This is a genomic window from Streptomyces sp. NPDC088157, assembly GCF_044741545.1.
In the GTDB taxonomy this organism is placed as follows: Bacteria; Actinomycetota; Actinomycetes; order Streptomycetales; family Streptomycetaceae; genus Streptomyces.
Genome location: NZ_JBIUSU010000012.1, coordinates 193,663 through 207,114 on the forward strand (window position 1 = coordinate 193,663; position 13,452 = coordinate 207,114).

Below are 13,452 nucleotides of genomic sequence, written 5' to 3' on the forward strand. Positions count from 1 at the left end.
ACTGATCGACGGAACCAACCGGTGTCGTCGTGACGTCGTCCACATCAACACGACCCGAACCCGCGTGCGACGTAGGACGCGGGGCGCGACGGCAACGAGCACAGCCCGTCCGGAGCGAGCGACATCACAGTGTCCGGACAGCGCGGGCACAGCACGGAAGGGCAGGTTCAGGGCATGAGCATCATCAGCTGGATCATCCTGGGGTTGTTGGCCGGAGTCATTGCCAAGGTCCTGCTGCCGGGCCGCGACCCGGGCGGCTTCATCGGCACGACCCTGATCGGCGTCGCGGGCGCGTTCATCGGCGGCTGGATATCGGCCCGCTGGCTGGACCACCCCATCACCAAGGACTTCTACGACGGGGCGACCTGGGCCGCGGCGATCGGCGGTTCCCTCGTGCTGCTGATCGTCTACCGCCTGCTGTTCGGCAACTCGCGCGACTGAGCCTCTCGCCGAGGCCCACCCGTCGGTGGCCGCGAGACCGTGGCCGCAGCCGGAAGCGTGGGGACAGAAGGGGTGGAACAGAAGGGTGGGCTCCCGTCGGGGTGCCCACCTCTGCTCGTAACCGTCCGAAGACGCTCACCGGGTGATGATTCCCCGCGCCACCCGGCGGTCAGGCCGACTACCGGTAGTTCACGAACTGCAGAGCGAAGTCGAAGTCCTGGCCCTTGAGCAGGGTGATGATGGCCTGGAGGTCATCACGGCTCTTGGAGCTCACGCGCAGTTCCTCGCCCTGCACCTGGGCCTTCACACCCTTGGGGCCCTCGTCGCGGATGAGCTTCGCGACCTTCTTGGCGTTCTCCTGGGAGATGCCTTCCTTGATCTCCGCGAAGAGCTTGTACTCCTTGCCGGAGAGCTGCGGCTCGCCCGCCTCCAGCGCCTTCAGGGAGATCCCGCGCTTGATCAGCTTGGACTGGAAGACGTCGAGGACGGCGTTCACCCGGTCCTCGGAGTTCGCCTCCATCAGGATCTTCTCACCGGACCACGAGATCGAGGCGCCGACGCCCTTGAAGTCGTAGCGCTGCGAGATCTCCTTGGCGGCCTGGTTGAGGGCGTTGTCGACCTCCTGCCGCTCGACCTTCGAGACGATGTCGAAACTGGAGTCGGCCATGTCCTGTGGCTCCTTGTATCGGGGTGCGTGTCTGGTGCGTCTCGGCGTGCGTGGGGGCGACCGCCGAGCCCGGCGTGATCCCGGGCCGCATCCGCACAAGCCTAGTCACCCCACCCTCGCCGGGCGGCGAGGAATCAGGTGGCGGAGCACCCCTGGGCATCGGGTATCGTTTACGTCGTTGCCAGGGAGCACCGCCGAAAAGCGGTTCGAATGGGCAGCAAACCCGGCGGTGTGCCCGAGCGGCCAAAGGGAGCAGACTGTAAATCTGCCGGCTCAGCCTACCCAGGTTCGAACCCTGGCGCCGCCACGCTGAGAGAGGGAACCCCTCCGAACTGCGGAAACGCAGAGCGGAGGGGTTTCTTCGTGTGGGGGGAAGCGTGGACGGCGACGCGCTTCACTCGCGTTCGGGAGAGTCTTCCGGAGCCTCCGGTGTTTCCGTTGAGGGTGTCTTCGCCGCCGTTTTCACCTCCGCCTCGACGTCGTTGCGCGGCTTGTTCTCGTCCTTGGCGTACTCGGTCACCGCCGCCTGTACGTCGCGGGCGAGGTCGCGCCAGGCGCGCCAGGCGGTTTCGTAGGTGTCGGTCTGGATGTCCGACCAGGCGGTGGCCGTGGGTGCGCCGTACGCGTCCCGCAGCGCTTCGACTCTCGCGTGTGCCTCGTCGGCCGCGCGTTGCTTCTCCACGAGTTCCTCGAAGGTATGTGCCACGTGTACGGATGCTATGGAGGTGGCCGCACTTCCGCGCGGCGAGCGGGGCGCGTCCCGTCACGGGGTACCCGCGTGGCCCACTGGGGCAGACTGGCGGCATGTCCAGCGCGTCCAGCCGTCGTAGAACCTGCCCCGAATGCCGTCGCGAGATCGCCGTCGTCGCCGGACGGTTCGCCCGGCACGATCCGCCGGGCGCGCGGGAGACCGGCGACCTCGTGTCCTGCCCCGGTTCACGCAGTACGGCGCAACTGGGCGCGGCCCAGCCGTCGTTGGACGGGTACGTGGTCCCGGAGTTTCCAGGGCAGCTGCCCCTCTTCTGACGCGGCCCTCTTCTGCCGGGGCCTCGTCTTCCTCAGTTCCCGGCCACCGCCTTGACCGCCACCGGTACCGGGGCCGAGCCGCTGATGAGCTCCAGGGTGAGGCCCGACGTCGCCGGGCTGTCCAGCAGCTCCGCCAGCACCGCGGCCACGTCGTCGCGGGGGACGGGACCGCGGCCCGTACGGGCCTCCAGACGGACCAGTCCGGTGCCGGGGTCGTCCGTCAGCGCACCGGGGCGCAGGATCGTCCAGTCGAGGGAGTCAAGGCCCCGCACGTACGCGTCCGCCTCGCCCTTGGCGCGCTGGTAGACGTCGAAGACCTCGTCGCCCTGGTGGTCTGGGTCCGCGCCCATGGAGGACACGACCACGAAGCGCCGTACGCCGGCCCGGACCGCGGCGTCCGCGAACAGCACGGCCGCGCCTCTGTCCACCGTGTCCTTGCGGGCCGTCCCGCTGCCCGGGCCCGCACCCGCCGCGAACACCGCCGCGTCCGCGCCGCGCAGCGGCTCCGCGACTTCTTCGACGGACGCCGACTCCAGGTCCAGGACGACCGGTTCGGCGCCGGCCGCCCGGAGGTCGTCGCCCTGTTCGGCCTTGCGGATGATCCCCGCGACCTCGTCCCCGCGCGCGGCGAGCAGCCGCTCCAGCCGCAACGCGATCTGACCATGACCCCCAGCGATGACAATGCGCATGCCTCCGACCGTACGCCCGGACGGCCGCATCCGCCGCACGCCCGAGGGTGAACCCGTACGTCTGTGCGCCTGTCCGCCGCTGCGCCGTCTGCTGCTGGGTCGTCGGCCGCTGCGCCGTCTGCTGCGTTGTCGTCCGCCGCTGCGTCGTCCGCCTCCGGGCTGTCCGCCTCGACTTCCCACCCCCGGCTCCGTCTGCGTGGTCGCGGCAGCCGGGGTGGAGGGTCTGTCCCTCGTCCTACGACAGTTCCCCCCGGCCCTGCCTCGGCAGGCCCCGATCCGGGGTGGTCGCCGAGTTGCGGTACTCGCGGACGGCGCTGGTGCGGGCCACCACCCGGCCCTGGTGGATCACGATCCGGCTGTACGCCAGGGACAGGGCACCCGCCAGCCGGTCGCCGCGGACGGCCAGGAGGTCGGCCGGGAAGCCCGCCTCCACGCGGACCTCGGGGAGGCCCAGGACAGCCCGTGCGGACGTGCTCACGGCGTCGTATGCGTCCTCGGGGCGCAGGCCGTGGTGGGAGGCGAGCAGGTAGGCCGACTCCAGGGGGTCGCCCCGGCCCACCGGGTTGGAGACGTCCCGCAACGCCCCACTGCCCGCGGCCACTCGCACGCCGGCCGCGCGCAACAGCCGTACGGGCGCCGTGCCCCGGTGTTCGGCGGCGCCGCAGCCGCCCTGGGGAAGGCAGACCACCGCCACGCCGGCGGCGGCGAGTTGGTCGGCGGTGCGGATGGCCGTCTCGGCGGGGAGGTGGTCGAGGCCGCCGCAGGGGCTGAGGGTGACGCCGGGGCGCAGACCGCCGGCCATCGCGGCGAGGCGGGCGAGGCGACCCGGGTCGGCGGCGTCGGTGTGCAGGTCGACGGGGCAGCCGTGCTCGGAGGCGACCTCCAGGACGGTCTCCACGTAGCCCGTCGGATCGGGGTCCAGGTCCGGGCAGCCGCCCACCACCGAGGCGCCCATCTTCATCGCGTCCCGCAGCATCGCGAGCCCGTCGGCCCCGGCCGCCCCGGTCAGTACCCGGGGCATCGCCACCGTCATCAGCTCGGCGAGCCCGCGCAGCGAACGCCGGGCCTGCAGCACGGCGGCCAGCGAGCCGAGGCCCTGGACGTCGCCCACGCGCACGTGCGCGCGCAGCGCCGTCGCGCCGTGGCCGAGTTGCAGCAGCGCGGCCTCCGTGGCGCGGCGCTGGACGTCCTCGGGGGCGTACGGGACGGGTCCGTCGGTGTCGGCCGTGAGCGCGGTGTCGACGTGCGCGTGCGGCTCGGCGGGGGCGGGGAGCAGCAGGTAGCCGCCGAGGTCCACGCGCGTGCCGCCACGGGTGGGGCCGGCCGCCAGGCTGCCGGCCGTGCCGACCGCCTCGATGCGCCCGCGGCCCAGCCGCACGTCCACGGTCCGGCCGTCCGTCAGGCGCGCCCCGCACAGCAGGAGGGCCGCCGGATCCGGCGAACCCCCCGAGGAGCCGAACGAGGACGGTGACGAAGGGGGCGGCTGCGGCTGGCTGTCGGGCATCGCACTCCAGGGGCTCGGCTCGGGACTGCGCGGGGACGCGGGCTGTGTGGGTGATGCCTGTGACGCGGGTGGCTCGGGTCACGCCGAGTCGTGAGGACGGAAGATCACGCAGAGTGAGTCGAGCCTAGGACGGGGTTTCGGCGCGAGCGGGGAGGAGCGCAATAGTCGTACCGGTGTGGTCCGGCGTGCCCGAGGGGCTCGGGAGACCGCTGGGACCTTGGGAAAACGGCCCTCCGTGCGGTCCCGGAGGGCCTCGCGAAACGGATTTGGGTGAACGGCTGCGAACCGTGTAATGTCTTCATCGCTCGCCCCAATAGCTCAGTCGGTAGAGCGTCTCCATGGTAAGGAGAAGGTCTACGGTTCGATTCCGTATTGGGGCTCTGGTGGGTGAGGTTCCCGTCGTGAGGCGGGACCTGATCCCATCAAAGCGGTGTAGCTCAGTCGGTAGAGCAAGCGGCTCATAATCGCTGTGTCACCGGTTCAAGTCCGGTCACCGCTACTGACAGTAGCCGATTGTGGGGTCGGTCCTTCGATCGGCTACTCTTCTATGCGTTAATCGTCCCATCCGTTCGTCAAGGAGCACTCCTGTGGCTGCCACCGACGTCCGCCCGAAGATCACGCTGGCCTGCGTGGAGTGCAAGGAGCGGAACTACATCACCAAGAAGAACCGGCGTAACAACCCGGACCGACTGGAGATGAAGAAGCACTGCCCGCGTTGCAATGCGCACACCGCGCATCGCGAAACGCGATAAATCAGGCTCGTATGCGAGGCCGTCCCCGAGTGATCGGGGGCGGCCTCGTGTCGTTGAGTGACCCGTACCGGTCAGTAGAGCAACGCTGAGCAGTAGAGCAGCGAAGCAGCAGAGCAACCAGGAGGTGCCGAGGCCATGGCGCTCGACCAGTCCTTCGTCGGGCGGACCTACCCGCCCACCGACCCCTATGAGGTCGGTCGGGAGAAGATCCGCGAGTTCGCCGAGGCCGTGGGCGACGCCAACCCGGCGTACACCGACCCGGAGGCCGCCAAAGCGCTCGGCCACGCCGATGTGATCGCGCCGCCGACCTTCGTGTTCTCCATCACCTTCAAGGCCGCGGGGCAGGTCGTCCAGGACCCCAAGCTGGGTCTCGACTACAGCCGCGTGGTGCACGGCGACCAGAAGTTCGCCTACAAGCGCCCGGTGCGCGCCGGTGACCGGCTCACGGTCACCTCGACCATCGAGGCGGTCAAGTCCCTGGCGGGCAACGACATCCTGGACATCCGTGGCGAGGTCCACGACGAGAGCGGCGAGCACGTCGTGACCGCCTGGACCAAGCTCGTCGCCCGCGCGGCGGAGCCGACGGAATCCGTGGACGCCACGGACGGGAAGGCGTGAGGAACCGATGACGGCGAAGATCGCTTACGACGACGTCGAGGTCGGCACCGAACTGCCGGCCCAGTCCTTCCCCGTGAACCGCGCCACACTCGTGCAGTACGCGGGTGCCTCCGGGGACTTCAACCCCATCCACTGGAACGAGAAGTTCGCCAAGGAGGTGGGCCTGCCGGACGTCATCGCGCACGGCATGTTCACCATGGCCGAGGCGATCCGCGTCGTCACCGACTGGACCGGCGACCCGGGTGCGGTCGTCGACTACGGCGTCCGCTTCACCAAGCCCGTCGTCGTCGCGAACGACGACCAGGGCGCCGTGATCGAGGTCACCGGCAAGGTGGGCGCCAAGCTCGACGACAACACCGTGCGGGTCGACCTGACCGTGACCAGCGGCGGCCTGAAGGTGCTCGGGATGTCCCGGGCGGTCGTACGCCTGGCCTGATCAGCGGTAAGGGGCGCCTCCCATGGGGAGGCGCCCCTTACGTGTGGACGGGGCCTTGACTTAGTTAGTGATTGAGTACTAACTTTGCCGCATGGTCAGGATGAGCGCAGACGAGAGGCGCGAGAGCGTCATCCGCGCGGCGACGAGCGAGTTCGCCCGCGGCGGCTACCACGGCACGTCCACCGAGACGATCGCCAAGCGGGTGGGCGTCTCGCAGCCGTATCTCTTCCGGCTCTTCCCGGGCAAGAAAGCGATCTTCCTCGCGGCTTCCGAGCGCTGCATGGACGACACCGTCCGTACGTTCACGGAGGCGGCCGAGGGGCTGAAGGGCGAAGAGGCTCTGCACGCGATGGCCAACGCGTACACCAAGGTCATCGCGGAGCAGCCCGAACAGTTGCTGATGCAGATGCAGACGTACGTCGCGGTGGCCGCCGCCGAGGCGGAGGGTGACCGCGGGTTCGGCGAGGCCGTCCGGGCCGGATGGATGCGGCTCTGGGACGCCGTGCATGTGCCCCTCGGCGCCGACGTCAACGGGACGACGATGTTCATGGCGTACGGCATGCTCATCAACTGCCTGGTGGCCATGGGGTTCTCACCCGAACACCGGGTGTGGGAAGGGCTGTATCCGTCGGCTCGACTCAAGGGCCGGCTGGAGAAGTAGCACGGGCGAGGAGGTTCATCCTCGCCTCGGACAGGCGCTCTTTTTTTGGGCGCAAAAGTTAGTCATCAATTACTAACCAAGTGAGAACACCCGCTGGGGGAGCGATGTCACAGCAGACCGAACGTCGCGGGGGAGCCGTCTGGGCCCTCGTCATCACCAGTGTCGCCGGGTTCATGGCGGCACTCGACAACCTCGTCGTCACCACCGCCCTGCCGTCCATCCGTGAGGATCTCGGCGGCGGGCTGGGCGACCTCGAATGGACCGTGAGCGCCTACACGCTCACCTTCGCGGTGTTGCTCATGTTCGGCGCCGCGCTCGGCGACCGGTTCGGCCGTCGCCGGATGTTCCTCGTCGGACTCAGCGTCTTCACCGTCGCCTCCGCCGCCGCGGCCATGGCGCCCGGCATCGACTCCCTCATCGCCGCCCGCGCGGTCCAGGGCGTCGGCGCGGCCGTCATGATGCCGCTGACGCTGACCCTGCTCACGGCCGCCGTGCCGGCCGCGAAGCGCGGGATGGCGTACGGCATCTGGGGCGCCGTCAACGGACTCGCGGTCGCCTCCGGGCCGCTCATCGGCGGCAGCCTCACCGAGCACGTGTCCTGGCACTGGATCTTCTGGCTGAACGTCCCGCTGGGCCTCGCCCTGCTGCCGCTCGCCCGCCTGCGCCTCGCCGAGTCGTACGGCACCGGTGCCCCGCTCGACATCGTCGGCACCCTGCTCGCCAGCGGTGGCCTCTTCGGGCTCGTCTACGGCCTGGTGCGCGGGCCGGCCGACGGCTGGGCCAGCCCGCTCGTCCTGACCGGCCTGGTCGCGGGCGGCGCCCTGCTCGCCGGGTTCGTCCTGCACGGGCTGCGGGCCAAGAACCCCATGCTGCCGATGCGCCTCTTCCGCTCCCGCGCCTTCGCCGGGATCAACGCCGCGAGCCTGCTGATGTTCCTCGGAATGTTCGGCTCGATCTTCCTGCTCAGCCAGTACATGCAGGGGGTTCTCGGCTACTCGCCCACCGAGGCCGGCCTCAGGATGCTGCCGTGGACCGGTATGCCGATGCTCGTCGCGCCGATCGCCGGCATTCTCTCCGACCGCGTCGGAGGCCGGCCGGTCGTCGCCGCCGGGCTCTTCTTCCAGGCCGTCGGACTCGGTTGGATGGCCGCCGTGGCGACCGTCGACGCCTCCTACGCCGTCCAGTTGCCCGGTCTGATCGTCAGCGGCATCGGCATGGCGCTGTTCTTCGCCCCGGCCTCCAGCCTGGTGATGTCCAGTGTCCGAGCGCAGGAACAGGGGATCGCCTCCGGCGCCAACAACGCGCTGCGGGAGGTCGGCGGCGCCCTCGGCATCGCGATCATGTCGTCGATCTTCTCGGCGCAGGGCGGCTACGAGTCCGGTCAGGCCTTCGTCGACGGACTGCGGCCCGCGCTCGTCACGGGCTCGGCCGTGGTCGCCCTCGCAGGGTTCGCCGCCCTCCTGATTCCGGCCGTGCGGCGAGCGGCCCAGGACGGAACAGCGGTACAGGCCGGGGTGGCGACCGAAGGGGAGTCCCGGCCGGCGCCCGCGCTGGAGAGTGCCGTCCGCTGAGACCCCGGAACCGAAGACACCCCGCACGCGCGCGTACGGCCCCGTCCACCTCGGCGGGGTCGTACGCGCGCGTGCGTCGACGGGCAGGCGGCCGGGCGGACGGCGGTTCGGCTGTCGGGGCCGGGGAGGGCGGGGCTGTCGGTGGTGTCTCGTAGGCTTGGGCGCGTGCAGGAACTCCAGGACGCCCCGCTCGCCCCGCTGACCACCTTCCGGCTGGGCGGTCCCGCCACCAGGCTGGTGACCGCGACGACCGACGCCGAGGTGGTCGCCGCCGTGCGCCAGGCCGACGCCGACGGTACGCCGCTGCTGATCGTCGGCGGTGGCTCGAACCTCGTCATCGGCGACAAGGGCTTCGAGGGCACCGCCCTGCGCATCGCCACGCGTGGCTGCGAACTCCTCGGGACGAAGCTGGAGCTGGCCGCGGGCGAGGTCTGGACCGACGCCGTCGCCCGCACCGTGGCGGCCGGGCTGGCCGGCGTCGAGTGCCTGGCCGGCATCCCGGGCTCGGCGGGCGCGACCCCGATCCAGAACGTCGGGGCGTACGGCCAGGAGGTCTCCGCGACGATCACCGAGGTGATCGCCTACGACCGCCGGGCGGGTGGGACGGTCACGCTCACCAACGAGGAGTGCGCCTTCTCCTACCGCCACAGCCGCTTCAAGGCCGACCCCGAGCGGTATGTCGTCCTGCGTGTCCGGTTCGAACTCGAGGACGCCGACGGTCTGTCGGCGCCCCTGAAGTACGCCGAGACGGCACGCGCGCTGGGCGTCGAGCCCGGTGACCGGGTGCCGCTCACCGAGGCGCGCGAAACCGTGCTGAAGCTGCGCGCCGGGAAGGGCATGGTTCTCGATCCCGAGGACCACGACACCTGGTCGGCCGGCTCCTTCTTCACCAACCCGGTCCTCGGCGACGCCGACTTCGCCGTGTTCCACGCGCGCGCGAAGGAGCGGCTGGGCGAGGGCGTGGAGCCGCCCGCCTACCCGGCGGGAGCGGGCCGCACCAAGACCTCCGCCGCCTGGCTGATCGACAGAGCGGGCTTCACCAAGGGGTACGGCAGCGGGCCCGCCCGGATCTCCACCAAGCACACCCTCGCCCTCACCAACCGAGGCGCGGCCACCACGGAGGACCTGCTGGCGCTGGCCCGTGAGGTCGTGGCCGGGGTACGCGAGGCCTTCGGGGTCACGCTCGTCAACGAGCCGGTGATGGTGGGCGTCGGGCTGTAGGCCCCGAGCGGATCGCCAGGGCATCGAGGGGGCGTCGCCCCAAGCGGCTCCGGGCCGCCGCCAAGGGGGTGAGGAGCGGCCCTAGTAGGCCACCCCTACGCCCTGCTTCACCGTTCCCGCGTCCGCCACCATCGCCAGCATCGAGTGCGCCACGTCGGCCCGTCCGATGAACCGGCCCCTGGGCGGGAAGCCGCCCACCACCGCGCGGTACGACCCCGTCACCGGCTTGTCCTGCAGTCGCGGCGGCCGTACGACCGTCCAGTCGGTGGCGCTGCGCGTCAGCTCCGCCTCCATCGCCCGCAGGTCGGCGTACACGTCCTTCAGCGCCGCCGACACGAGGCCGCGCATGGTGCGGTCCAGGACTCCGTCGTCCTTGGGCTCGGGGCCGACCGGGCCGGCGCTCACCACGAGCAGCCGGCGCACGCCCTCCGCCTCCAGGGCCGACAGCACCGCACGCGTGAGCCGGGCGGCGACCCCGGCGTCCTTGCGGCTTCGTGCGCCGAGCCCCGACAGGACCGCGTCCCGGCCGGTCACCGCGGGGCGCAGCGCCTCCGGGTCGGTGAGGTCCGCGCGGACCACCTGCAAGCGGTCGCCGGTGACGGTGAGCCGGGCGGGATCCCGTACGACGGCCGTGACCTCGTGACCCCCGTCGAGGGCTTGACGGACGACCTCTCGGCCGATGCCTCCGGTGGCCCCGAAAACGGTGAACTTCATGGTGTGCTCCCCACTCCGGTCAGGTGGGTGAGTATTCACTCACCCTTGCTGCCTCTAGAGTGGGTAAGCATTCACCCACCCGTCAAGAGGGGACCCCGCATGGATCGACCGGCCCGCGTCCGCATCCTCGACGCCGCGCACGAGCTGATGCTCACCGTTGGACTGTCCCGCGCCACCACCAAGGAGATCGCGAAGGCCGCCGGCTGTTCCGAGGCGGCGCTCTACAAGTACTTCGCGAGCAAGGAGGAGCTGTTCATCCGTGTCCTCGCGGAACGGCTGCCCCGTCTGACCCCACTGCTGAGCAGCCTGGCGGCCGAGCCGGGCCGGGGCACGCTGGAAGGGAACCTCACGGAGATCGCCCGCCAGGCCGCCCTCTTCTACGAGCAGAGCTTCCCCATCGCCGCCTCCCTGTACGCCGAGACCCAGCTCAAGCGGCGGCACGACGAGGCCATGCGGGACCTGGGCGTGGGCCCCCACGTGCCGATCGAGCAGCTCGCGGCCTATCTGCGGGCCGAGCAGGGAGTGGGCCGGGTCCGGCAGGACACGGACGCGTCCGCCGCGGCATCGCTGCTGATGGGAGCCTGCGCGCAGCGGGCGTTCGCCTACGACGCGGCGGCGGAGCGGCCGGAGGTGGACGACTTCGCCGCCCGCCTGTCGCGCACCCTTCTGGCGGGCATCGCGGGCTGAGGGCTCAGGACGCCAGCCAGTCGTCCACGCCCGCCAGCAGCTTCGCCCTGACGTCCTCCGGTGCCGCCGAGCCCCGTACCGACTGCCGGGCCAGCTCCGCCAACTCCTCGTCCGTGAAGGCGTGGTGGCGGCGGGCGATGTCGTACTGGGCCGCCAGGCGCGAGCCGAACAGCAGCGGGTCGTCGGCGCCCAGCGCCATCGGCACCCCCGCCTCGAAGAGCGTCCGCAGCGGAACGTCCTCCGGCTTCTCGTACACCCCCAGTGCCACGTTCGAGGCCGGGCACACTTCGCAGGTCACGCCCCGCTCGGCGAGCCTCTTCAGCAGCCGGGGGTCCTCGGCCGCCCGTACGCCGTGGCCCAGCCGGGTCGCGTCCAGGTCGTCCAGGCAGTCGCGGACGGAGGAAGGGCCCGTCAGCTCGCCGCCGTGCGGGGCGGACAGCAGCCCACCCTCCCGCGCGATCGCGAAGGCCCGGTCGAAGTCCCTTGCCATGCCCCGGCGTTCGTCGTTCGACAGCCCGAAACCGACCACTCCGCGGTCCGCGTACCGCACGGCCAGCCGGGCCAGGGTGCGAGCGTCCAGCGGGTGCTTCATCCGGTTCGCCGCGACCAGTACCCGCATGCCGAGCCCGGTGTCGCGCGAGGCCGTCTCCACCGCGTCGAGGATGATCTCCAGCGCCGGGATCAGCCCGCCCAGCCGAGGCGCGTACGACGTCGGGTCCACCTGGATCTCCAGCCAGCCCGAGCCGTCCCGCAGGTCCTCCTCGGCGGCCTCCCGCACCAGCCGCTGGATGTCCTCCGGCTCCCGCACGCACGACCGTGCCGCGTCGTACAGGCGTTGGAAGCGGAACCAGCCCCGTTCGTCCGTGGCCCTCAGCTTCGGTGGCTCCCCGCTGGTCAGCGCCTCGATGAGCGCCTCCGGCAGGCGCACGCCGTACTTGTCGGCCAGTTCCAGCACGGTGGTTGCCCGCATCGACCCGGTGAAGTGCAGGTGCAGATGGGCTTTCGGCAGCTCAGAGACATCACGTACACGCTCCATTCAAGGATCCTGCCGCACATTCCGGTCGTCCCGGTACCGCTTTCCCCGATAGTGGTCTTGCTCGCACTCAGACACGAACGGAGTAGGGGCACCGCATACCCGCGGACACGAAGAAGCGGGCCGCCTCCCGCGAGGGAAACGGCCCGCACGCGCGCGTGAGGACGTGGACGTCAGTCCCTGGCCTCCGCCAGCAGCTTCTGGATGCGGCTCACGCCCTCGACGAGGTCCTCGTCGCCCAGCGCGTACGACAGACGCAGGTAGCCGGGGGTTCCGAAGGCCTCACCCGGGACGACCGCGACCTCGGCCTCCTCCAGGATGAGCGCGGCCAGCTCGACCGAGTCCTGCGGGCGCTTGCCGCGGATCTCCTTGCCGAGCAGCCCCTTCACCGAGGGGTACGCGTAGAACGCGCCCTCGGGCTCCGGGCAGAACACGCCGTCGATCTCGTTGAGCATCCGCACCATGGTCTTGCGGCGGCGGTCGAACGCCTCGCGCATCTTCTCGACGGCCGACAGGTCACCGGCGACGGCGGCCAGCGCGGCGACCTGCGCCACGTTGGAGACGTTAGAGGTGGCGTGCGACTGCAGGTTCGTCGCGGCCTTGACGACGTCCTTCGGGCCGATGATCCAGCCCACCCGCCAGCCGGTCATCGCATACGTCTTGGCGACGCCGTTGACGACCACGCACTTGTCGCGCAGCTCGGGCAGGATCCCCGGCAGCGAGGTGAACTCCGCGTCGCCGTAGACGAGGTGCTCGTAGATCTCGTCCGTCATCACCCACAGGCCGTGCTCGACGGCCCAGCGGCCGATCGCCTCGGCGTCCTCGGCGCTGTAGACGGCGCCGGTCGGGTTGGACGGGGAGACGAAGAGCACGACCTTCGTGTTCGCCGTGCGGGCCGCCTCCAGCTGCTCGACCGAGACCCGGTAACCGGTCGTCTCGTCGGCCACGACCTCCACCGGGACGCCACCGGCCAGCCGGATGGACTCCGGGTACGTCGTCCAGTACGGCGCCGGGACGATGACCTCGTCGCCCGGGTCGAGGATCGCGGCGAACGCGTTGTAGATCGCCTGCTTGCCGCCGTTGGTGACCAGGATCTGCGAGGCGTCCACCTCGTAACCCGAATCACGCAGCGTCTTCGCGGCGATCGCGGCCTTCAGCTCGGGGAGACCACCGGCCGGCGTGTAGCGGTGGTACTTCGGGTTCTTGCAGGCCTCGACGGCCGCCTCGACGACATAGTCCGGGGTCGGGAAGTCGGGCTCACCGGCGCCGAAGCCGATCACCGGACGCCCGGCGGCCTTCAGTGCCTTGGCCTTGGCGTCCACGGCAAGGGTGGCGGACTCGGAGATCGCGCCGACGCGGGCGGAGACCCGGCGCTCGGTGGGAGGGATTGCAGCGCTCATGGGCCCCATGGTTTCAGACCGGAAACCGCCCC

16 protein-coding genes and 3 tRNA genes are annotated in these 13,452 nt (G+C 70.8%); 12 read left to right on the plus strand and 7 right to left on the minus strand.

The genetic code is table 11. The features are described 5' to 3' along the window. Positions 1-174 precede the first annotated feature (174 nt). Entirely contained in the window at positions 175-441 is a 267-nt protein-coding gene (locus tag ACIPFH_RS38130) for a GlsB/YeaQ/YmgE family stress response membrane protein (RefSeq protein WP_020132690.1), read from the plus strand. Positions 442-619: 178 nt separating this feature from the next. On the opposite strand, the gene ACIPFH_RS38135 is transcribed toward ACIPFH_RS38130, so the two are convergent. Then, the gene (locus tag ACIPFH_RS38135; RefSeq protein WP_328480289.1) at positions 620-1,108 is read right to left on the minus strand and encodes a YajQ family cyclic di-GMP-binding protein; all 489 of its coding nucleotides are present in this window, start codon (positions 1,106-1,108) and stop codon (positions 620-622) included. A 225-nt stretch (positions 1,109-1,333) separates the two neighbouring features. Between ACIPFH_RS38135 and ACIPFH_RS38140 the strand changes: the two genes are divergently transcribed. Beyond that, positions 1,334-1,415 (plus strand) — tRNA-Tyr (locus tag ACIPFH_RS38140). Positions 1,416-1,502: 87 nt separating this feature from the next. Here ACIPFH_RS38140 and ACIPFH_RS38145 read toward each other — a convergent pair. Continuing rightward, the gene (locus ACIPFH_RS38145) at positions 1,503-1,814 is read right to left on the minus strand and encodes a hypothetical protein (protein WP_401833918.1); all 312 of its coding nucleotides are present in this window, start codon (positions 1,812-1,814) and stop codon (positions 1,503-1,505) included. A 98-nt stretch (positions 1,815-1,912) separates the two neighbouring features. Here ACIPFH_RS38145 and ACIPFH_RS38150 point away from each other — a divergent pair, with 98 nt between their 5' ends. After that, on the plus strand, positions 1,913-2,134 hold the full coding sequence (locus ACIPFH_RS38150; protein WP_401833921.1) for a hypothetical protein: 222 nt from the start codon (positions 1,913-1,915) through the stop codon (positions 2,132-2,134). A 32-nt stretch (positions 2,135-2,166) separates the two neighbouring features. Here the strand turns inward: ACIPFH_RS38150 and ACIPFH_RS38155 are convergent, their stop codons facing one another. Both ACIPFH_RS38155 and ACIPFH_RS38160 read right to left on the minus strand, forming a co-directional pair. After that, positions 2,167-2,823: an SDR family oxidoreductase gene (locus tag ACIPFH_RS38155; protein ID WP_401833924.1), complete on the minus strand. Its 657-nt coding sequence runs from the start codon at positions 2,821-2,823 to the stop codon at positions 2,167-2,169. A 235-nt stretch (positions 2,824-3,058) separates the two neighbouring features. Beyond that, a complete protein-coding gene (locus ACIPFH_RS38160) occupies positions 3,059-4,327 on the minus strand; it encodes an amidohydrolase family protein (protein WP_401833926.1) in 1,269 nt (422 codons plus the stop codon). A 307-nt stretch (positions 4,328-4,634) separates the two neighbouring features. Between ACIPFH_RS38160 and ACIPFH_RS38165 the strand changes: the two genes are divergently transcribed. The 8 genes from ACIPFH_RS38165 (at position 4,635) to ACIPFH_RS38200 (ending at position 9,586) form a co-directional block, all read left to right on the plus strand. Then, positions 4,635-4,707, plus strand: a tRNA-Thr gene (locus tag ACIPFH_RS38165). Positions 4,708-4,753: 46 nt separating this feature from the next. Then, a tRNA-Met gene (locus tag ACIPFH_RS38170) sits at positions 4,754-4,826 on the plus strand. Between the two features lie 88 nt (positions 4,827-4,914). Beyond that, positions 4,915-5,079: a 50S ribosomal protein L33 gene (gene rpmG / locus ACIPFH_RS38175; protein WP_003948671.1), complete on the plus strand. Its 165-nt coding sequence runs from the start codon at positions 4,915-4,917 to the stop codon at positions 5,077-5,079. 135 nt (positions 5,080-5,214) lie between these two features. Further along, positions 5,215-5,697, plus strand: coding sequence for a MaoC family dehydratase N-terminal domain-containing protein (locus tag ACIPFH_RS38180; protein WP_356265434.1), 483 nt, complete (start codon positions 5,215-5,217; stop codon positions 5,695-5,697). Positions 5,698-5,704: 7 nt separating this feature from the next. Continuing rightward, a complete protein-coding gene (locus ACIPFH_RS38185; protein WP_356265431.1) occupies positions 5,705-6,133 on the plus strand; it encodes a MaoC family dehydratase in 429 nt (142 codons plus the stop codon). A gap of 91 nt (positions 6,134-6,224) precedes the next feature. Then, positions 6,225-6,794, plus strand: coding sequence for a TetR/AcrR family transcriptional regulator (locus tag ACIPFH_RS38190; RefSeq protein WP_356265980.1), 570 nt, complete (start codon positions 6,225-6,227; stop codon positions 6,792-6,794). Between the two features lie 104 nt (positions 6,795-6,898). Then, positions 6,899-8,365 (plus strand): DHA2 family efflux MFS transporter permease subunit, encoded by a 1,467-nt coding sequence (locus tag ACIPFH_RS38195; RefSeq protein ID WP_401833933.1) that lies wholly within the window; start codon positions 6,899-6,901, stop codon positions 8,363-8,365. A gap of 165 nt (positions 8,366-8,530) precedes the next feature. Then, positions 8,531-9,586, plus strand: a complete 1,056-nt coding sequence (locus ACIPFH_RS38200) for a UDP-N-acetylmuramate dehydrogenase (RefSeq protein WP_401833936.1) — start codon at positions 8,531-8,533, stop codon at positions 9,584-9,586. Positions 9,587-9,667: 81 nt separating this feature from the next. Here ACIPFH_RS38200 and ACIPFH_RS38205 read toward each other — a convergent pair whose 3' ends face one another. Next, a complete protein-coding gene (locus ACIPFH_RS38205; protein ID WP_401833939.1) occupies positions 9,668-10,300 on the minus strand; it encodes an NAD(P)-dependent oxidoreductase in 633 nt (210 codons plus the stop codon). Positions 10,301-10,399: 99 nt separating this feature from the next. Here ACIPFH_RS38205 and ACIPFH_RS38210 point away from each other — a divergent pair, with 99 nt between their 5' ends. Next, positions 10,400-10,987, plus strand: coding sequence for a TetR/AcrR family transcriptional regulator (locus ACIPFH_RS38210; RefSeq protein ID WP_401833941.1), 588 nt, complete (start codon positions 10,400-10,402; stop codon positions 10,985-10,987). A 4-nt stretch (positions 10,988-10,991) separates the two neighbouring features. On the opposite strand, the gene ACIPFH_RS38215 is transcribed toward ACIPFH_RS38210, so the two are convergent. Beyond that, positions 10,992-12,023 (minus strand): adenosine deaminase, encoded by a 1,032-nt coding sequence (locus tag ACIPFH_RS38215; protein ID WP_356253201.1) that lies wholly within the window; start codon positions 12,021-12,023, stop codon positions 10,992-10,994. Between the two features lie 170 nt (positions 12,024-12,193). Beyond that, entirely contained in the window at positions 12,194-13,420 is a 1,227-nt protein-coding gene (locus ACIPFH_RS38220) for a pyridoxal phosphate-dependent aminotransferase (RefSeq protein ID WP_401833943.1), read from the minus strand. Positions 13,421-13,452 lie beyond the last annotated feature (32 nt).